16 protein-coding genes are annotated in these 18,716 nt (G+C 72.8%); 5 read left to right on the top strand and 11 right to left on the bottom strand.

Annotated features, from left to right (window positions below; all coding sequences use genetic code 11):
• Positions 1-16: 16 nt before the first annotated feature.
• The 4 genes from JF597_RS26245 to JF597_RS26230 form a co-directional block, all read right to left on the bottom strand.
• Positions 17-355, bottom strand: a complete 339-nt coding sequence (locus tag JF597_RS26245) for a hypothetical protein (RefSeq protein WP_293999487.1) — start codon at positions 353-355, stop codon at positions 17-19.
• A 494-nt stretch (positions 356-849) separates the two neighbouring features.
• Positions 850-2,457: an MFS transporter gene (locus JF597_RS26240; RefSeq protein WP_293999485.1), complete on the bottom strand. Its 1,608-nt coding sequence runs from the start codon at positions 2,455-2,457 to the stop codon at positions 850-852.
• A 14-nt stretch (positions 2,458-2,471) separates the two neighbouring features.
• Positions 2,472-3,884: an alpha/beta hydrolase gene (locus JF597_RS26235; RefSeq protein WP_293999483.1), complete on the bottom strand. Its 1,413-nt coding sequence runs from the start codon at positions 3,882-3,884 to the stop codon at positions 2,472-2,474.
• 160 nt (positions 3,885-4,044) lie between these two features.
• Positions 4,045-4,869, bottom strand: coding sequence for a PaaX family transcriptional regulator C-terminal domain-containing protein (locus tag JF597_RS26230; RefSeq protein ID WP_293999481.1), 825 nt, complete (start codon positions 4,867-4,869; stop codon positions 4,045-4,047).
• 389 nt (positions 4,870-5,258) lie between these two features.
• Between JF597_RS26230 and JF597_RS26225 the strand changes: the two genes are divergently transcribed.
• Positions 5,259-6,626 (top strand): MFS transporter, encoded by a 1,368-nt coding sequence (locus tag JF597_RS26225; protein ID WP_293999479.1) that lies wholly within the window; start codon positions 5,259-5,261, stop codon positions 6,624-6,626.
• A gap of 31 nt (positions 6,627-6,657) precedes the next feature.
• On the opposite strand, the gene JF597_RS26220 is transcribed toward JF597_RS26225, so the two are convergent.
• From JF597_RS26220 to lnt, 4 genes are all read right to left on the bottom strand, one after another.
• Positions 6,658-8,625, bottom strand: a complete 1,968-nt coding sequence (locus JF597_RS26220; protein WP_293999476.1) for a GAF domain-containing protein — start codon at positions 8,623-8,625, stop codon at positions 6,658-6,660.
• Between the two features lie 76 nt (positions 8,626-8,701).
• Positions 8,702-9,508, bottom strand: a complete 807-nt coding sequence (locus JF597_RS26215; RefSeq protein WP_293999474.1) for a 3-hydroxybutyrate dehydrogenase — start codon at positions 9,506-9,508, stop codon at positions 8,702-8,704.
• A 54-nt stretch (positions 9,509-9,562) separates the two neighbouring features.
• Positions 9,563-10,042, bottom strand: coding sequence for an NUDIX domain-containing protein (locus tag JF597_RS26210; RefSeq protein ID WP_293999473.1), 480 nt, complete (start codon positions 10,040-10,042; stop codon positions 9,563-9,565).
• 67 nt (positions 10,043-10,109) lie between these two features.
• The gene (gene lnt / locus JF597_RS26205; protein WP_293999471.1) at positions 10,110-11,723 is read right to left on the bottom strand and encodes an apolipoprotein N-acyltransferase; all 1,614 of its coding nucleotides are present in this window, start codon (positions 11,721-11,723) and stop codon (positions 10,110-10,112) included.
• Positions 11,724-11,908: 185 nt separating this feature from the next.
• On the opposite strand from lnt, the gene JF597_RS26200 reads away from it, so the two are divergent.
• Positions 11,909-12,937, top strand: coding sequence for an O-antigen ligase family protein (locus tag JF597_RS26200; RefSeq protein WP_293999470.1), 1,029 nt, complete (start codon positions 11,909-11,911; stop codon positions 12,935-12,937).
• A 93-nt stretch (positions 12,938-13,030) separates the two neighbouring features.
• On the opposite strand, the gene JF597_RS26195 is transcribed toward JF597_RS26200, so the two are convergent.
• Complete coding sequence (locus JF597_RS26195) at positions 13,031-13,588, bottom strand: hypothetical protein (RefSeq protein ID WP_293999467.1); 558 nt, start codon at positions 13,586-13,588, stop codon at positions 13,031-13,033.
• A 90-nt stretch (positions 13,589-13,678) separates the two neighbouring features.
• Positions 13,679-14,476: an aspartate/glutamate racemase family protein gene (locus JF597_RS26190; protein WP_293999464.1), complete on the bottom strand. Its 798-nt coding sequence runs from the start codon at positions 14,474-14,476 to the stop codon at positions 13,679-13,681.
• 39 nt (positions 14,477-14,515) lie between these two features.
• On the opposite strand from JF597_RS26190, the gene JF597_RS26185 reads away from it, so the two are divergent.
• Positions 14,516-15,709 (top strand): glycosyltransferase, encoded by a 1,194-nt coding sequence (locus tag JF597_RS26185; RefSeq protein WP_293999462.1) that lies wholly within the window; start codon positions 14,516-14,518, stop codon positions 15,707-15,709.
• A 13-nt stretch (positions 15,710-15,722) separates the two neighbouring features.
• On the opposite strand, the gene JF597_RS26180 is transcribed toward JF597_RS26185, so the two are convergent.
• Positions 15,723-17,081: a TerD family protein gene (locus JF597_RS26180; protein ID WP_293999578.1), complete on the bottom strand. Its 1,359-nt coding sequence runs from the start codon at positions 17,079-17,081 to the stop codon at positions 15,723-15,725.
• A 279-nt stretch (positions 17,082-17,360) separates the two neighbouring features.
• On the opposite strand from JF597_RS26180, the gene JF597_RS26175 reads away from it, so the two are divergent.
• Both JF597_RS26175 and JF597_RS26170 read left to right on the top strand, forming a co-directional pair.
• Entirely contained in the window at positions 17,361-17,819 is a 459-nt protein-coding gene (locus tag JF597_RS26175; RefSeq protein WP_293999460.1) for a DUF6643 family protein, read from the top strand.
• Between the two features lie 42 nt (positions 17,820-17,861).
• On the top strand, positions 17,862-18,686 hold the full coding sequence (locus JF597_RS26170; protein ID WP_293999458.1) for an MOSC N-terminal beta barrel domain-containing protein: 825 nt from the start codon (positions 17,862-17,864) through the stop codon (positions 18,684-18,686).
• Positions 18,687-18,716: the final 30 nt, after the last annotated feature.

The raw sequence follows: 18,716 nt of genomic DNA, 5'->3' as shown, positions 1-18,716 counted from the left end.
AAAGCCTTCCGCACCACTACACGGTATGCCGCCCGACAGCGCCCAGCGGATTCCCCAGGTCGTGCAGTGCCACGGCAAGATCGAGTGCATAGGCCGCGGGATCCTTCGTCGCCGGTCGGCGGCACAGGGAAGTGGACTCTTCAGGTGACGCGCGTGCCTCTTTGGGGAGTCCCGCGTTGTCCGAGCGGGCGACGAGCCTGCGCGAGGACACAAGTCGCTCGGCGACGCTGTCGGCTCGGCGCTGGGTCTGCTCTGCAGCAGCGAGCGCTGTGCGCGAGCGGATACCAGCGCGGTCCGGGATCGTCTCGTCAAGTGCCGGCGCTTCCTCGAAGGACAGCGGCGTTTCACTGACCACGGCTGCGAGTGCAGTGTCGACGGGACCTGCACCACGACGAGTCGCCGCAAGCGCAAGAGGCAGAGGTCGCCGCACTGGGCGTGGCGGCCGCCTTGATTCCCGAGTTCTCCTTCACCGACTACGCCGCCGTCCGCGCCGCCGAGCGGGTGGCTCTGAGTCAGGCACCGCCCCTCCGGGCGTCCGTCCCGCTGGATGTCCGCGATCTCACCGTTCCGGAGCGCCCGGTGCACCGGACGTCCAAGTGCGGGTGTACGCACCGTCCGATCGCGACGGCCTCCTGCCAGGGCTGCTGTACTTCCACGGCGGAGGGTTCGTCGAGAGCGCGCCGGCACCGGAATCGCGCAGGCCCGGCGGGGCCGGTCCTGCGCCGTGCCCAACCCGCGCGGGCTCAGGACGGGAACGCCGGCCTGCGCCGGACCTGAGCGTCCTGAGCCCGGTACCCAAGCCGAGCCAGTCGGGGTATGTCCGGCGCTGCCGGACTCCCGGTGCGGATCTCAACCCGTGGCGGGTGCGGGCTGCTCCGCGCCCTCCTTCGCTTCCGACGCGTCCTCCTCCGCCGTGCGTCCCCGCAGCGCGGTCATCACCAGCACCGCCGAGAGCAGGGCGGCCGAACCGCACACGACGAATCCGATCCCGTAGCCGTGTCCCAGGGCGTCGAGGGCGTAGGTTCGGGCCGCGCCCGGCGGGGAGGTGGCGGGGACGGAGTTGAGGGCGAGGGGGCCGCCCTCCTTCAGCACCTCGTGCGCCGCCGCCTTCGACCCGGCGTCCAACGACGACGAGGTGGCCAGCGAGGCGGTCACCCGGGACGCCGCCTGGCTCAGCGCAACCGCGCCGATGACCGCCGGTCCGAGGGTGAAGCCGAAGTCACGCAGCAGGTTGGTGGCCGCACTGGCCATGCCCGCGAGCGGGACCGGAACGGTGTTCACGGCGGTCGCGGTGATGGACGACACGGTGAAGCCGAAACCGATGCCCACCAGGCCGAGCGGCAGGATCAGCGAGGTGAGCGCCCGGTCGTTCACGTCGAGTCCCGCGGCCAGGAAGTCACCGGCGGCGATCAGCGCCAGGCCGACGGTGAGCAGCCACCGCGAGGACAGGCGGTGCAGCAGCCGCGAGGTCAGCGGCGTCAACAGCGGTGTGATGCCGTTGAGCAGAAGGAACGCGAACGCGGTGCGCATCGGACTCTGGTGCTGGATCGGGCCGAGTCGGATGCTCGACGCGTACGCGGTGCCCAGGAAGCTGAACATGCCCACGACCGCGACGACCGCAGCGACGGCGAAGGACCGGTTGCGGAACAGGTCCAGCCGCAGCAGGGGTGAGCGGGCGCGGCTCTCGGCGTAGACGAACAGGGCCACGAACACCACCGCGATCACGAATGCCGCGACCACGGGTGCCGAACCCCAGCCGTCCGTCGGTCCCTGGATGACGGCGTACAACAGGGCGAACAGACCGACACCGATGGTGACCTGGCCACCGAAGTCCAGCGAACGGCCTTCCGGTGCACGCGAGTTGGCCGCGAGCCACAGGCTCACCAGAGCACTGACCGCGGCGAGCACGGCGACCACCACGAACGCCGAGCGCCACGAGCCGTAGGTGCCGGTGAAGCCACCGAGCAACGGTGCCAGGAAGCCGCCCGCGGACAGGCTGGAGGCCCAGACGGCAATGGCCCGGGCGCGCTGCACACCGGTGTGCGTACCGGCCGCGATCATTGCGAGCGAGGTCGGGAAGAGGGCGGCGGCGCCAAGGCCGGCCAGTGCCATGCCCACCCACAGCTGGTGGACACCGGAGGCGCTGGCCGCGACGATCTCGCCCACGCACAGCACACCGGCGCCTCCGACGAGGAGCTGTTTGCGCCCGAAGAGGTCGCCCAGCACACCGAAGGAGAGTTCGAGGACGGCGACAGGCAGCAGGAACGCGTCGGATATCCAGGTCAGTTGGGAGCCGACGGGGTGAAGGTGTTCCTGGAACAGGCCGTTGAGGGTCGCCGGTATCGCGAGGCCGATCTGGGCGAGGCAGACGGCGAGACAGCCGGCGACGAGCGTGCCGATCGGGAGGGACGAGCGCGCGGAAGCGGACACGGAGGAGGACGGGGGTGCGTCGGACATGAGAGGTCCCAACATCAGGGGTGGGTGGGGTACGCAGGGCGGTCGCGGCCGACCGTCAGCTGGGCCGGGCGGTAGGTGACGTAGGCTGCCCCGTCGAGCCCGAGAGCGGTGGCGGAGCGCTGGAGCGCGTCCGGGGTCGCGGCGTCGCCCCAGTGTCCGGTGCTCACGCGGTGTTCGAGCGCATGCAGGGCGGCCACCGTCTCGGCGGTCGTGAACGTGCAGTGCCCCTGCCGTTCGACGAACGCCTGCCGCAGCAGCGCACCGTCGCCGGACGCCTTCACCCGGCCGGCAAAGCGGTTCTCCTGCTGTACGGGCACGAGGTTGTCGCCGGTGGTGTGGATGTCGAGCAGGGGCACCTCAAGTCCCTGACCGGCGGAGGATGTCCGCAGCGCGGTACGGACGGCGGCGGGATCGGCGGTGACGGTGGCCCCCGCGGTCAGCGTGCGCAGGTCGGCCCGCAGGTCGAGGCCCGCCGCCTTGTAGAGGGCACGGATCTGGGGTGCGTGTTCGGAGTCGGCGAGCAGGCCGGCGTAGTCCACCCCCCGGTTCCAGGAGTTGTTGCCGCCGACCGACTGCTCCATGGCGTACCGGCCGCCCTCGACGAACGACAGGATTCCCTGCGCGAACCAGTCGTACTGCTGCTCCTCCTGTCCTGCCCAGTCGGTCGCGGCGGGCCGGTCCTTTCCGGGCGACCAGGCGGGCAGGTTGAGGAAGGCCGCCGCCAGCGCGATCCGGGCCCGGCCCCGCGGGGTGGCCTGAGCGGCTGTGACGGCGTCGGTGAGCCGTCCGGCGACGGCGGCCGCGTCCGCGGAGGAACTGAAGTGGACGAGCTTCACCTCCTGCGCCGGCAGCAGCAACCGGGCGATGGTGTACTCGGCGTCGAGCTGGTAGTTGTCCAGATCGGTACCACCCGCGACCAGGCCGCACTGGCCAAGCGCACCGTCGATACGCCCACCGCCGTCCCGGGCGAGCTGCGCATTGACGAGCCCGCCCATGGACTGGCCGACGGCCAGCGTGCGCCGCGGTTTGCCGATCTTCGCGACGACGGCGTCGAGTGTGGCGAACTGGTCGCGTTCAGCGCTGTTCAGGGCCCACATCGAGCCATTGGGGTCGTAAGACGACCCTGCCATCGCATAGCCCTCGGCGAGCAACTCGGTGCGTACGGCGTCGGTGGGGGCGTCCCTGGCGACGGTCGGCCCGAAACCGTGGCTGAAGACCAACAGGGTGCCGTTCCAGTTCCCGGGAACGTCCGCGACCCAGGTAGCGCCGTCGGACAGGGTGCCGGTGAGGTGGTCGGCGGTCGCCGTGTCCGCCTGGGCGGTCGAGAACGAGAGCGCGGTCAGAGCCGCGGAGGTCAGCGTGGCCAGAGCAGCCAGGGCGATGCGCAGACGGGTGCGACGCGTGCGGGGACGGGTGCTGACAGGCATGGGGGAGCTCCCTGGGGAGGCGGCTGCGGAGCGGGGCACGGGCGGATACTCAGTGCACTGAACCAAGATGCCGAGGAATGTAGGGCTCATTTCTTGCGACAGTCAAGAGAGTGCACAACATGACTGAAGCCGACACGACGGCATGGACAGCGTGCTGCGGCTACGCCGGAACCGTCTCGATCAGTCGGCGCGCCGCCTCCCGGGCCGGCGCCTCCAGCCGGGCGTGAACCACACGGAACGTCTCCTCCGCCGTCCCCGCGGGCCAGGTCGCCGGCAGGTGAAGTACGGGCAGCCTGGGGTCGGTGCGGATGACCTGCAGCCACTCCGCGGTCAACCGGAGACGCAGCGCGAGGGCCTTCTCCGCGGCCAGGTCCGCACCGCCCGAGACGTACGGCTTCCAGGCCTCCTCGAAGGCCCGGTAGCGGTTGGCCAGTTCCTGCAGATCCCAGGCATCGTCGATCATCTCGGCGATGTCCATGCCGGCGTCTGCGCGGGCCCGGAACACCTTCACGTGCGCGGCCAGACCCAGTTCGGCGACGATCCCGGAGACGTCGACATCGCCCGGCGCGATCCACAGCCCGCCGAACAACGCGCCGAACCCCGCCCAGGTCAGCTGCGAACGCAGGTCGTGCCGCTGGCGTTGCCAGGACTCCGGAAGCGAGAAGCCCAGGAGCGTCCAGGTGCCGTCCCAGTCCCGGTTGACCGCGCCCGCCTTCCAGATGCGCCGCTCTCCGTCACGCAGGATCGCCTCCGAGCGGTCGGTGAGACCGACGTAGACCCGTCGCCCCTCGCGTCGGCGACGCAGCAGCCCCCGGTCGACCATGCGGGTGAGGGTGGACCGGGTGGCCTGTTCTCCGACCCCGGCATGCCGGAACACCTCGATGATGCTGCCCGTGTACACGCACTCACCGCGGCCCAACACCTCGTCACCGAGGAAGCTCAGCAGAAGGGCCTGAGGGCGGGGGGCGGGATCGGTCACGCGCATACATTACGACGCCGCGATCCATCGGGCCTACGGCGAAATGTCCCCCAGGACACCGCCGACGGGGTGACCACTCTCAGCCCGGTCACCTACCACGCGACGACTCTGAGCCGATCAACCCCAGATGTCCGAGTTGAACGGAGCGCAGTCAGCACCAAGTCAGCACGGGAGTCAGCACCGCACCGTCAAATCACCCCGAACCACGCGTCCCGGACGGCACTCGTTTCGACCACCTTCGAGTCCCTGAACCACCCTGTCGTGAGCCGGCATGGTGGCCGCACACGTAGCCGATCCCCGAACTATGTTACTCCGTCACATGTGAGTCTGACCTGCGTGTTTCTACCGTGTGCCGACACGTACCCGCCCCCACCGCACACGAGGAAGTGGCGCACATGGCCTCCGCAGCATCAGCTCCACCGACCACCGCCAAGCTCCCCAGGATCGTCGCCGCCGGCCTCATCGGCACCACCATCGAGTGGTACGACTTCTTCCTCTACGGTTCCGCGGCCGCCCTCGTCTTCAACAAGCTGTTCTTCCCGGACTCCGACCCGCTCGTCGGCACGTTGCTGTCGTTCCTGACGTACGCCGTCGGGTTCGCGGCACGGCCGCTCGGTGCCCTGGTGTTCGGGCACTACGGCGACCGGCTCGGGCGCAAGCGGCTGCTCGTGCTGAGTCTGCTGCTCATGGGAGGCGCGACGTTCGCGATCGGGCTGCTGCCCACCCATGCGACGGTCGGCGGTGCGGCGCCCGTACTGCTGACCCTGCTGCGGCTCGTCCAGGGGTTCGCGCTGGGCGGTGAGTGGGGCGGCGCCGTCCTGCTCGTCTCCGAGCACGGCGACGCACGCCGGCGCGGCTTCTGGGCCTCGTGGCCGCAGACCGGGGCCCCGGCAGGCCAGCTGCTGGCGACCGGTGTGCTGTCGCTGCTCACCGCCGTCCTGTCCGACGGCGCGTTCGCGAGCTGGGGCTGGCGGATCCCGTTCCTGCTCTCCGGTGTGCTGGTCGTCGTCGGTCTGTGGATCCGGCTCTCCGTCGACGAATCACCCGTGTTCCGCGCGGCGTTGGCACGCTCCGAGGCCCGGCGGAACGCCGGGAGGGCCGAACAGCCGCCGCTCGTCGCCGTGTTGCGGCACCACTGGCGTGACGTGCTCGTCGCGATGGGCGCGCGGATGGCGGAGAACATCAGCTACTACGTCATCACCGCCTTCGTCCTCGTCTACGCCACCACCTCCGCCGGTGTCTCCGAGCAGACCGCGCTGAACGCCGTACTCATCGGCTCCGCCGTGCACTTCGCCGTGATCCCGGCGTGGGGCGCGCTGTCAGACCGGGTCGGCCGGCGGCCCGTGTACCTGCTGGGCGCGGCCGGGATCGGGCTGTGGATGTTCCCGTTCTTCGCCCTCGCCGACACCGGGCGGTTCGGGTACCTGGTCCTGGCGGTGACCGTCGGCCTGGTGCTGCACGGCGCCATGTACGCGCCCCAGGCCGCGTTCTTCGCCGAGATGTTCGCGACCCGGATGCGCTACTCCGGGGCCTCCGTCGGCGCCCAGTTCGCCTCCGTCGCCGCGGGTGCGCCCGCCCCGCTCGTCGCCACCGCCCTGCTGGCCGACTACGACAGCCCGACGCCGATCGCCCTGTACGTGATCGCGGCGTCGGTGCTCACCCTGGTAGCGGTGGGCGTGGCCAAGGAGACCCGGCGGCGTGACCTGGCCGACGACGGCACCACGGCCGTCCCGGCACGCGGCGAGGACGTGGCCGCCCGCTGAGCCCGCGCCGCCGGTCCCCCGCCTCCGGGGATCAGCGGCGCTCCGGCGGCGCCCCCAGCCGGTGCAGGCGCAGCGCCAGTTGGATCTCCAGGGCGCGAGCGGGACTCTGCCAGTCGTCGCCGAGGAGGCGGGCCACCCGCTCCAGCCGCTGGGCCACCGTGTTCACGTGGACGTGGAGTTCGTCCTTCGTGCGGGCCGGACTCGCCCCGCAGGCGAAGTACGCGTCGAGGGTGCGCAGCAGTTCCGTGCCGCGCCGCCGGTCGTAGGCGGCCACCGGGCCGATGGTGCGGGTGACGAATGCGGCGACGTCCCGTTCCCCGGCGAGGAGCAGGCCGAGGAAGCCGAAGTCCTCGGCGGCGGCCCCGTCACCGCCCCGGCCGAGGACGTTCAGCGCGTCCAGGCAGCGGCGGCCCTCGGCGTAGCCGGCGGCCACGGCCTCGGGGCGGGTGGCGAGGCCGGCGACGGGTGCGGAGGCGCCGACGGTCACCGGCTGGTGGACGGCGGTACCGAGGTGCCGGGCGGTGCGCCGAGCCACGTCGGCGGCGGTGTCGCCGGGGTCGAGGGGCAGCAGCAGGACGGTGCCGCCGTCGCGGGCGGCGGCCAGGCCGTGCCGGGTGGTGGCGAGGTGGGAGGCGGCCGACCACAGCCGGCGGCGCGCTGCCGCCGCCTCCTCGGCGTCCGCCACCGGGCTCTCCAGCCGGGCGGCGAGCACGACGTGGGTGGCGTCGAGGTCGGCCTGCAACCGGGCGGCGCGCTCGCGCAGTTGGCGCGGTTCGCGGTCACGGGCGTCGAGGAGGTCGTCGAGCAGTTCGCCGCGCACCCGCTGTTCGGCCTCGGCGGCGGAGCGGCGGGCCAGCAGGAGCAGCGAGGTGACCATCGCGGCGCGTTCCAGGGTGCGCTGGTCGACGGGGTCGAGACCGGGGCGGCCGCGCAGCACCAGCGCGCCGAGGAGTTCGCCGCCGGCGGCGACCGCGGCGATCCAGTCGCCGCCGTGCCGCACCGCGTGCCCCTCCGTGCGCGACGTCTCCAGCGACCGCGGGTCGGCGGTGTCGGTGAACTCGACCGTGCCGCCGAGGACCTGGGAGACGGCGGCGGCCACGTCGTGGACCTGGCCGCCGCGCAGCACGAGCTCGGCGAGCCGGTCGTGGATGTCCGAGGCGCGTTCGATGACCGCGCTGTGCTCCTTGATGATCTCGTTGGCCCGCTCCAGTCCGGCCATGGCCGAACGGGTCTCGGTGAGCAGGTTCGCCGTGTCGATGGCGGCCGCGGCGAGCGCGGCGAAGGATCCGAGCAGGGCGATCTGCTCCCGTTCGAAGACGCGAGCCCGCCGGTCCGCCGCGAACAGCACCCCGATGACGTGCGGCCCGAGCATGAGCGGGACGCCGAGGATGGCGACCAGCCCCTCGTCGCGCACTCCGGCGTCGATGGTGAGCGTGTGCCGGAAGCGGTCGTCCTTGAAGTAGTCGTCGGTGACGTACGGCCGCGCGGTCTGCGCGACGAGTCCGCCGAGCCCCTCCCCCATGCCGAGCCGCAGCTGCTGGAAGCGGGCCGCGACCGAGCCCTCGGTCACCCGCATGTAGGTGTCGCCGCGCGCCGGGTCGTTGAGGCTCAGGTAGGCGACGTCGGTGCCGAGCAGGGAGCGGGCGCGCTGGACGATCGCCTGGAGCACGGCGTCCACGTCCCGCAGCCCTGCCAGGTCGTGCGCGGTCTCGAACAGGGCGGACAGCTCGGCCTCGCGTCGGCGTCTGCCCTCCAGCTCGGTGCGCACCCGCAGTGCGAGGAGCTTGGCCCGCTCCAGGGCGGCGATCCGCTCCGGCGGCCGGTTCTCGGCGCGGGCGAGCAGCACCGGTTGCTCGTACGCCTCCGCCGAGGCGCCCCTGGCCAGCAGTTCGAGGTACGCCTGCTCGGCGCCCCCGGGCGCTTCGGCGCCCAGCTCGAGGGCGCCGGCCGCCGGGGCCGGGGCCGGCCGCCTGGCGGACTGCACGTGATTGCGAGACATGGTCACAGGATTCCGCATCGCCGCTCCGGCCCGTCGGGCCTGTGGAAAACTCGCGGACCGGCGGGTGCCCGGTCCGTCAGTGGGCCGTCCAGCCGCCGTCGAGCACCAGCGAGGTGCCCGTGACGAAGGATGCCTGGGGGCCGCAGAGATAGGCCACGGCCTCGGCGACCTCGTCCGGTTCGACGAGCCGCTTGACGGCGCTGTCGGTCAGGAGGACCTCGGACAGCACCCGCTCCTCGGGGATGCCGTGCGCCCGTGCCTGGTCGGCGAGCTGCTTCTCGACGAGCGGGGTGCGGACGTAGCCCGGGTTCACGCAGTTGGAGGTCACCCCGTGGGGCGCGCCCTCCAGAGCGGCCGTCTTCGACAGTCCCTCCAGACCGTGTTTGGCGGCCACATAGGCGGACTTGTAGGCGGAGGCGCGCAGCCCGTGGACGGAGGAGATGTTCACGATCCGTCCCCAGCCCTGCCCGTACATGTGCGGCAGCGCACCCCTGATGAGCCGGAACGGCGCCTCCAGCATCACGGTCAGCACGGTGTGGAAGACGTCCGGCGGGAACTCCTCGATGGGGCGCACCAGCTGGAGGCCCGCGTTGTTGACGAGGACGTCGGTGCCGGCGGCGGCGTGTTCGGCCGCGTCCAGGTCGGTGAGGTCGAGGACGTACGGTTCGACGGCCCCGCCGCCCGCCGGGCCGAGCGTCCGCCCGGCCGCGTCCACGAGTTCGGCCAGTCCTGGCCCGTCCCGGTCGACGGCTCTGACCCTGGCGCCGGCGGCCGCGAGACGCAGGGCGCAGGCGCGGCCGATGCCTCCGGCGGCGCCGGTGACGAGGGCGGTGCGGCCGTTCAGGTCGAGGGCGGGGGCGGTGCGGGCGCTGGGCGGGCTCATGGATCGACCCTAGGTGGCGGCCCTCCGCTCCCACATAGCGTCAGCACACATACTTCAGCCGAAAGCCGTAGGGTCGAACCATGTGGGTGCATCCGACATGGCCTGCTTGATCCGGAACACCCCGAACTCGTTCAGGTCCGGCAGGGCGTCCACGTCGAACCAGGCCACCTCCAGCGACTCGTCGTCGTTCACCCGGGCCTCGCCGCCGACGGCCCGGCAGCGGAACGTGATGTCCATGTACTGGCAGACGTCCGCGTTCGGGTAGGTGACGGGCTCCAGCGCCTGGACGAGGACCACCCGCTCGGCGACACAGCGCACCGCGGTCTCCTCGAAGACCTCCCGCACGGCGCAGGCCGCAGGCTGCTCCCCCGGCTCCGGAATGCCGCCGATCACCGACCACTTGCGGGTGTCGGTGCGGCGGCCCAGCAGCACTCTGCCCTCGTCGTCGAAGACGATGGCGGTGATCCCGGGCAGCCAGAGGAGCTGGTGGCCCGCGGCGGCCCGGATCGTGCGGATGAAGTCAGGAGTAGCCATGAGGCGACCCTAACCGCCCGCTTCCCCGCACCCGGCCGAAGCCACGGGGCGTACAGCGGGTGTACGGCTACACGTCACCGGCGCGCCGGCCGCGCACTCCGGCCCCGATCGCCCAGCCGACCCCGCCCGCCGCGACCAGCAGCAATGCGATCTCCGGGAGGATGCCCAGCTTGGTCGCGGGCGTCTCGGAGGTGCGCAGCGGCACCTTCTGCACCAGGTAGGCGGGCACGAACATGCCGGTCTTCTGGGTGATCTTCCCGTCCGGCATGATGATCGCGCTGACGCCGCTGGTCACCGGCACGGTGACGGTACGGCTGTGCTCGACCGCGCGGATCCGGGACATGGCGAGCTGCTGATAGGTCATCTCGCTGCGGTCGAAGGTGGCGTTGTTGCTCGGCACGGAGATCATCTCGGCGCCGTGCGTGACGGTGTCCCGCACGTCCCAGTCGAAGGCGGCCTCGTAGCAGGTGGCGAGGCCGACCTTGGTGCCGTCGATGTCGAACACGCCGGGCTCGGTGCCCCGGCTGAAGTCCTGGCGGACCATGCTGGTCCAGTTCTTGTTGATCGCGCCGACCAGGCCGCGCAACGGGAGGTACTCGCCGAAGGGCTGGATCTGCCGCTTGTCGTACGTCGCGGTCGGGCCCTTGACCGGGTCCCACAGGATCTGCTCGTTGAGGAGCTTGCCGCCCCGCTCGACGACACCGCCGACCGAGATGGGCACGCCCACCGCCTTCGAGGCCTGGTCGATCACGGCGGCCGCGTCGGCGTCGGCGAACGGGTCGACGTCGGAGGAGTTCTCCGGCCACAGCACGAAGTCGGGCTTGGCGGCCTTGCCCGCCTTGACGTCGGCGGCCAGCTTGAGGGTCTCCTTCACGTGGTGGTCGAGCACGGCCTGGCGCTGCGACGCGAAGTCCAGGCCCGCCCGCGGCACGTTGCCCTGGATGACCGCGACGGTGACCGAACCGTCCTCGGCCTTGTCGCTCACCAGCCCCCGCGCCGCGACCGCACCCACCACGGGCACGGCCACGCTCAGCAGGGCCGCGGCCGCCGCCCCACGCCGGATCTCACGGGTACGCCGCCCCGCGACGGCCAGCCGGCCCACCTCGTACAGACCGAACCCGCACAGGACGACGGCGAAACCCAGCACCGGGGTACCGCCCACCGCGGCCAGCGGCAGGAAGACACCGTCCGCCTGGCCGAAGGCGATCTTGCCCCAGGGAAAGCCGCGGAAGGGCACACGCGCGCGTGCCGCCTCGCCCGCGATCCACAGGGCGGCCGCCCACACCGGCCAGGCCGGCAGCCGGGAGACGGCGGCCACGCCCACACCCACCAGCGCGATGAAGATCGCCTCTATGGCCACCAGCGCCAGCCACGGCCCGGGGCCGACCTCGACACCGGTCCACACCAGCAGGGGCAGCAGGAAACCGAGCCCGAAGACATAGCCGAGACCGAGGGCCGCCTTCCAGGAACGGCCGCGCAGCACCCACCCGAATCCGGCGAAGGCGGGCAGGGCCAGCCACCACAGGGTGCGCGGCGGGAAGCTGACGTACAGCAGCACTCCGCTGAGCGCGGAGGCGGCGGCCGGGACCAGGCGGCGGAGCAGCCGGAGGGCGCGGGCGCGGGGCGCGGGACGCGGCGTGAGCTGGTCCGACTGGTCCACGGAAGTTGCGGTGACGGTCACCCGGGGAGTGTACGGCGGTTGACCTTGCGGCCGACAGCGCGGTCTCGGCTCGCAGGAATCACACCGTTCCCGTCCAAGTCGTCCACAAAGCGGGCATCACCGGTTACGGTGTGCCGAGGCGGGCGGCGGGGCCCGCCGCAGGTCGGGGGACCGGGGCACGGGGGGCGACGGTGGGGTCGACCGGGATGGTGTCCGCTGCCGACAGGGGCGCGGACAACGACAGACGAAACGTTTCTGATGTGGTGGGCGTCGTGGTGCTCGGGGCGTGCGCCGCGTGGCCGCTCATCTCGGCGGCCGGCCACGACGGGCGGCCCGAGGGGGTGCTGCTGGCGGTGCTCGCGGTGGCCGCGGGCTATGCCGCCGGCCGGATGTCCGGGGCGCTCCTGCCGGTGGCCGCGCCGTGTGCGGGCGCGCTGGCCGGTCTGGCGTTCGCGGTGGCGATGCCCCGGCTGGCGCCGGGCCCCCAGTTCGGGACGCCGCTCGGCCATGCGGGGGCCGTCGCGGCGCTGCTGGTACTCGCGACGGGCGGCGCGTGCTGCGCCGCCTGGGCGACGCCGGTTCCGGCGCTGCGGTCCGGACTGCGGACGCTGGCCGCCGGCATCGCGGTGACCGGGGCGGCCGTGGGCTCGGTGGCCGGCTGCGCGGCCAGTGCCGTCGTCCTGCTGTGTTCCGTGGCCGCCGGCCGGATGCGGCGGCGGGGTCCGGCCGTCGCCGGACTGGCGCTGGCGGTCGCGCTGGTGACGGGGACGGTCTGGGCGGCCGCCGCGGACGTCCTGCCCGCCGGCCTCGCCGCCGCGCTGGAGGGTCCCCTCACCGAGCACCGCGTCCGGCTCTGGCGGGACGCGGTACGTCTCGCGCACCGGAACACCGCCGTGGGCGTCGGCCCCGGCCGCTTCGGCGAGCTGAGCGGCACCGCGTCCGGGACCCTCCCGCCCGACGGCAGGCCGCACTCCGCACCGCTCCAGCTGGCCGCCGAGCAGGGCCTGGTCGGCGTCCTGCTGCTGGCCACCGCGTTCTGCTGGGTCCTCTACGCCCTGTGGCGGTCCCCCCGCTCCACACCGGTCGCCCTCACCGCCGGTGCGGCGCTGGCCGCTCTGGCCGTGATCGCCGCGGTCGGCGACGCGCTGAGCTTCACGGCGGTGTCGGCGGGCGCGGGCCTGCTGGCGGGCCTGGCGACGGCCCGTCCCTGGGTGGCGGGGGCGCCGGGCGGTTGAGCCGTACGACTGGATGGACATGTGGTCCAGCCACACCCGTCCCCGCCACATGTGGTCCAGCCCCGTGTGGTCCAGCCCCTTGTGCGGCTCGCGTCAGTGGGCCGTGCCCGGGGTGATGGTCCGCAGGCGCTCCCGGATGACCCGCACCGCGGACTCGGCGTTGTCCACGGTGATCGTGAAGGTGTGGCCGTCCCACAGGCTCAGGACGATGCCCTCGCCCCGGCGGACGACGACGGCCGTGCCCTTCTCGGGGCGCCAGCGATAGCCCCAGCCGCCCCAGTGGCGTGGGGTGATCTGCGGGGAGAAGTCGGCGTCGACCACATGGGAGAGCGGAATACGACGGCGCGGTACTCCTATATGACCGCAGCGGACCTCGAGACACTCCCGGTCGAGTCTGAGGTCGACGTGGACGAAGGCGAGGGTGCCGAAGAGGACCAGCAGCCCGGCGGCGATACAGCCCACGACGGCCATCACCAGCGCGGTGACGCCCGAGGTCCAGGCGGAGTCCACGGCCAGTTCGATACCGAGCGCCATGCAGGCCGCGCCGACCAGCGCCAGCAGCCACTGGACCCGGTTCGTGGCGCGCCCGGTCCAGACATCCGGGTGCGAGGCGTCCTCGTCCGGGGTGTGGTCGCGGGGGTGCTCCCTCATGTCTACGAGATTACTCAGGTTTCACTGCGCGGCTACCGCGTTGCGGAGGGTGACTGCTCACATCGGGGGTATCCCCGGCCCCCGGACGGTTCACTGGGACGCGGCGGGGCTGGCTGTGCGGAGCAGGAGCAGCCGGGCCTCGGCGTAACCGAGCGCGGCCTCGGGCAGTTCGCCCTCCCGGCCGTTGAGCAGCACTGTCACCGTGCCGGTGGCCGGTGCGTCGGGGGCGGGCCGCGCGCCGATCCGGCGCAGCGCCTGGGCGGCCACGGCGCCGGCGGAGCCGTGCAGGGCGAGGGGGGCGGCGCCGGGGCGCTGGACGGCGGTGCGGATTCGTTCCGCCAGGAGTTCGTAATGGGTGCAGCCCAGGACGACGGTCGTCACATCGTCCGGCGTGAGCTCGGCCGCCGCGGTCACGGCGGCGTCGATGGCGGCCTGGTCGGCGTGCTCGACGGCCTCGGCCAGCCCCCAGCAGGGCACCTCGGTGACCGGTACGCCGTCGGCGAAGTCCTCGATGAGGCCCCGCTGGTACGCGCTGCCCGTGGTGGCGGGGGTCGCCCAGATGGCGACGTGACCGCCGCCGGCGGCGGCCGGCTTGATCGCCGGGACCGTGCCGATGACCGGGATGCCGGGCTCCAGGCGGGCCCGCAGCGCGGGCAGGGAGTGCACGGTGGCCGTGTTGCAGCCGATGATCAGCGCGTCGGGCCGGCGGGCGGCGGCGGCCTCGGCTACGGCGAGGGCGCGCTCGGTGACACCCTCGGGAGTGCGCGGGCCCCAGGGCATGCCCTCGGGGTCGAAGGAGAGGACGAGATCGGCGTCGGGGCGCAGCCGCCGTACCGCTGCGGTGGCCGCCAGCAGGCCGATTCCGGAGTCGATGAGCGCGATCTTCACCCGGCCACGATAGACGATGGGCCGTTCGGGGCGGCTCGGATGGGGCAGACTGCGCGCGTGAGCGCCATCGCGTGGACCGCCGCCGTATCCCTCGCCGCCTGGCTGTGGCTGCTGCTCTGCCAGGGCTTCTTCTGGCGCACCGACGTCCGGCTGCCGCCCCGGCGCGAGCCCGCCGGGTGGCCGCACGTGTGCGTGGTCGTTCCGGCCCGGGACGAGGCCGCCGTACTGCCCCTGAGTCTGCCGTCGTTGCTGGCGCAGGACTATCCGGGGCGGGCGGAGGTCTTCCTGGTCGACGACGGCAGTACGGACGGCACCGGGGAGCTGGCCCGGGAGCTGGCCGCGCGCCCGGGCGGGCTGCCGCTGACCGTGGCCTCGCCCGGCGAGCCGCCGGCGGGCTGGACGGGCAAGCTGTGGGCGGTACGGCACGGCATCGTCCTGGCACGCGCGCGCGGCCCCGAGTACCTGCTGCTCACGGACGCCGACATCGCACATGAACCGGACAGCCTGCGGCTGCTGGTGGCGGCCGCCCGCACCGGCGGCTTCGACGTGGTCTCGCAGATGGCCCGGCTGCGGGTGGCGAGTCTGTGGGAGCGTCTCGTGGTGCCCGCCTTCGTCTACTTCTTCGCCCAGCTCTACCCGTTCCGCCGGATCGGCCGGAAGGGCTCGCGCACGGCGGCAGCGGCGGGCGGCTGTGTCCTGCTGCGCGCGGACGCGGCGGAGCGGGCGCGCATCCCGGACGCCATCCGGCACGCCGTGATCGACGACGTGGCGCTCGCCCGCGCGGTCAAGGGCGCCGGAGGGCACATCTGGCTGGGGCTCGCCGACCGGGTGGACAGCGTGCGCCCCTATCCGCGCCTGCACGACCTGTGGCGGATGGTCTCCCGCAGCGCGTACGCACAGCTGCGGCACAACCCGCTGCTGCTCCTCGGTACGGTCGCCGGTCTCGCGCTGGTCTACCTGGTGCCGCCGGCGGCGGTACTGGCGGGCGCGGTCACCGGCAGCACGCCGGCGGTGCTCCTCGGCGCCGCCGCCTGGCTGGTGATGACCGCGACGTACCTGCCGATGCTCCGCTACTACCGGCAGCCGCTGTGGCTCGCTCCCCTGCTGCCGTTCACCGCGTTCCTCTACCTCCTCATGACGGTCGACTCGGCGGTGCAGCACTACCGGGGGCGCGGGGCGGCCTGGAAGGGCCGTACGTACGCGCGTCCCGGCGCCGTCACCGACGAGGGCTGACCACCCGCGTCGGTCACTTGCGGCCGGGCGTCCAGTTCATGCCCCAGCCGTAGGCGCGGTCGACGGTCCTCTGCGGGCTCACCCCGCGCTCCGGGACCAGGTAGCGGGCCTCGCGCTGGACGACGAGGTCGCCGCCGGTGCTGGTGAGGAGCGCGAGCGCGCACACGGTCGAGGGGACCGTGCACTCGTCCAGGGAGAAGTCGACCGGGGCGCCGTGCTGGGGCTGGAGGGTGACGGTGGCGTGCAGGTCGGCGAAGGACGTGGCGCCCTGATAGATCGTCACGAAGACCAGGATGCGCCGGAAGTCCTGCCGGTGATCGAGGTTGACGGTGAGGTTCTCGCCGCTCGACACGGCACCGGTGCGGTCGTCACCGTCGAGGTGGATGTACGGGGGCCGGTTCAGGGAGCCGAAGGCGTTGCCCAGCGCCTGGACGACGCCCTTGCGGCCGTCGGCGAGCTCGTACAGGGCGCACAGGTCGAGGTCGAGGTCGGCCGCCCCGCCGTGCCGGCCGCCCCAGCCCGGGAGCTGTTTGCGGACCTGCCAGTTGAGGTTGACCCGCAGCGCCCCCGAGGTGCCGCCCTGTTTGGCCAGCGACACGGAAGGGGCCGCCTTGGTGAGCGTCACCTTGGACAGCCGTACCGGTGCGGCCGGCGGGGGCGGCGGGGGCGGCGGGACGGGCAGGGCGCCCGAGGCCGGCGCCGGGTACTGCGGGGAGGGCGGGCCGGCGGGCCGCGGCGGGGCGCCCGGCCCGGGGACCGGCGGGGCGGCCGGAGCCGGGGCGGGGGGCGGGGTCGGCGGGGCTCCCTGCGGCATGGGCGGCCGCGCCGGGTGCTGCGGCTCGTCCACCGTGATCCCGAAGTCGGTGGCTAGTCCTTCGAGCCCGCTGCTGTACCCCTGCCCCACCGCACGGAACTTCCAGCCGCCCTGGCGGCGGTACAACTCACCGAGCACGAAAGCGGTTTCCACCGTGGCGCCCGCACTGTCGAACCGGGCGACCACCTGCCCGCCGGCCGCGTCGCGGACCTCGACGTAGAGGCCCGGGACCTGCCCAAACGTTCCGCCATCGACCGAGGCCGCCAGGACGATCCGCTCGATCGGGGTCTCCACGCGCGCGAGGTCGACGAAAAGGGTGTCGGTGACCAGGTCGCCGGAGCGCCGCTTGCCCTCGTGCCGGACCGCGCCCGAGGCGTGCACCGGCTGGTTGTAGAAGACGAAGTCCCTGTCGGAGCGCACTTTCCCGGCGACCAGCAGCAGCGCCGAGGCGTCCGCGTCGGGGGCGCCCGGGCCGGAGCGCCAACCCAATTCGACACGCAGTGCCGTGGTCGGCACCGGTGTATTCGATCCTTTCGGCATTGACATGTCCGCCCCCATCATGTGTCGGCACGCCGAGCGCGCCCTGGCCGCCCCGGGACATCCCTGCCCTCACAACCTATTCCCGGGGCCAGGGGTCTCCCATGAGCGGCACAGGAAGATCCCTGGCCAACTGCCGGTAACCGCCTCGGAACTCTGCCTTTACACGATCCAAACGCTGTTTGCCGTCCTTTTTTGACGAGTTCGCTCGGATTGGGGATCCACCGTCACTGCCGACACGGAAAACAACCCTCTTATCGGTCTCCCCAACCAGCACATCGTGGGCTTACCTTATGTGCCATGACCTCCCCCCGCTCCACCTATGGCGGCGGCTACTACTCCGCCTCCTTCCCGGACACTCCGATCTACGACTCGCTCGTGGCCGAACGGGGCACCCCTCAGATCGCCCCGATCCGGGTTCCTCCCGCCTACGACGCGCCGAGCAGCTTCAGCAACCTGCCCGCGCTGCCGTCGGCACTGCCCGCCCTCCCGGCGGGCCCCTCCCAGCCGGCCCCGGGCTACGGCTACCCGCAGCAGATGCAGCAGCCCGCGCCGCTGCAGCAGGCGCCCACGGCCTACATCCCGCAGCAGGCGACGGGACCGCGCGGCTACCCCGCCCAGCAGCCGCAGCCGCCGCGTCCGATGACGGGCGGCACGGGTTACGAGGCGATGCGCCCGGCGGCTCCCCGCCCCGCGCCGACGGCTCCCTACCAGGACCCGTACAACAACCAGCAACAGCAGCAGTACCGCGGCTACTGACCGGCGCTCCCCGATGTCCGTGCCGCCTGGCACGATGGCGTCATGGGGATGCCCGAACTGCAGTCGATCCACGTTCACCCGGTCAAGGCGCTCCGGGGCTTCTCGCCCCGCGAGGCCGTCGTGGAGCCCTGGGGGCTGGCCGGTGACCGACGCTGGGTGCTGATCGACGACGGGGGAAAGGTCGTCACCCAGCGGGTACAGCCGCGCCTCGCGCTCGCCGCTGCCGAGTTGCTGCCCGGCGGCGGCGTACGCCCGTCCGCGCCCGGGCGCACACCCCTGACGGTGCCGATCCCGGGGCCGGGCGTCACGGTGCCGGTGGACATCTTCGGCACGAAGGTGGAGGCGGTCCTCGCGGCGGAGCCGGCCCATGAGTGGTGTGCCGCGTATCTGGAGGCCGACGTCCGCCTCGCCCACATGGACGACCCCGCGCGCCGCCGCCCGATCGACCCGGACCACGCCCTGCCGGGCGAGACGGTGAGCTTCGCCGACGGCTATCCCCTGCTGGTCACCACCCAGTCCTCGCTGGACGCCCTCAACGTGCTGATCGCGCGGGGCGAGCACGCCGACGAGGGCCCCCTGCCCATGAACCGCTTCCGGCCGAACGTGGTCGTGCGGGGCACCCCGCCCTGGGCGGAGGACGACTGGAGACGGATCGCCATCGGCGAGGTCGAGTTCCGGGTCGCGAAGATGTGCGGGCGGTGCGTCGTGACCACCACCGACCAGGTCACCGCCGAGCGCGGCCGGGAGCCGCTGCGGACACTGGCGCGGCACCGCAGGTTCGGCAACCAGCTGGTCTTCGGCCAGAACCTGGTACCGCACTCCCCCGGCACCATCCGGGTGGGGGACCCGGTCCGGGTCCTCGGCTGAGCTTGCGGGGGCCGGGCGGTGCCGGTCACC

Source organism: Streptomyces sp., assembly GCF_019510245.1.
Lineage (GTDB): Bacteria > Actinomycetota > Actinomycetes > Streptomycetales > Streptomycetaceae > Streptomyces.
The sequence above is the reverse complement of the archived record's forward strand: the minus strand, read 5'-3'. Positions and strand labels throughout refer to the sequence as shown.

Coding starts and splice junctions, on each gene's coding strand:
- JF597_RS26240 (WP_293999485.1), bottom strand. CDS start 2,457: ATGTCCGACGCACCCCCGTCCTCCTCCGTGTCCGCTTCCGCGCGCTCG.
- JF597_RS26170 (WP_293999458.1), top strand. CDS start 17,862: ATGGGGATGCCCGAACTGCAGTCGATCCACGTTCACCCGGTCAAGGCG.
- JF597_RS26220 (WP_293999476.1), bottom strand. CDS start 8,625: ATGTCTCGCAATCACGTGCAGTCCGCCAGGCGGCCGGCCCCGGCCCCG.
- JF597_RS26175 (WP_293999460.1), top strand. CDS start 17,361: ATGACCTCCCCCCGCTCCACCTATGGCGGCGGCTACTACTCCGCCTCC.
- JF597_RS26185 (WP_293999462.1), top strand. CDS start 14,516: ATGGGGCAGACTGCGCGCGTGAGCGCCATCGCGTGGACCGCCGCCGTA.
- JF597_RS26180 (WP_293999578.1), bottom strand. CDS start 17,081: ATGGGGGCGGACATGTCAATGCCGAAAGGATCGAATACACCGGTGCCG.
- JF597_RS26215 (WP_293999474.1), bottom strand. CDS start 9,508: ATGAGCCCGCCCAGCGCCCGCACCGCCCCCGCCCTCGACCTGAACGGC.
- JF597_RS26210 (WP_293999473.1), bottom strand. CDS start 10,042: ATGGCTACTCCTGACTTCATCCGCACGATCCGGGCCGCCGCGGGCCAC.
- JF597_RS26200 (WP_293999470.1), top strand. CDS start 11,909: ATGGTGTCCGCTGCCGACAGGGGCGCGGACAACGACAGACGAAACGTT.
- JF597_RS26195 (WP_293999467.1), bottom strand. CDS start 13,588: ATGAGGGAGCACCCCCGCGACCACACCCCGGACGAGGACGCCTCGCAC.
- JF597_RS26235 (WP_293999483.1), bottom strand. CDS start 3,884: ATGCCTGTCAGCACCCGTCCCCGCACGCGTCGCACCCGTCTGCGCATC.
- JF597_RS26225 (WP_293999479.1), top strand. CDS start 5,259: ATGGCCTCCGCAGCATCAGCTCCACCGACCACCGCCAAGCTCCCCAGG.
- JF597_RS26230 (WP_293999481.1), bottom strand. CDS start 4,869: ATGCGCGTGACCGATCCCGCCCCCCGCCCTCAGGCCCTTCTGCTGAGC.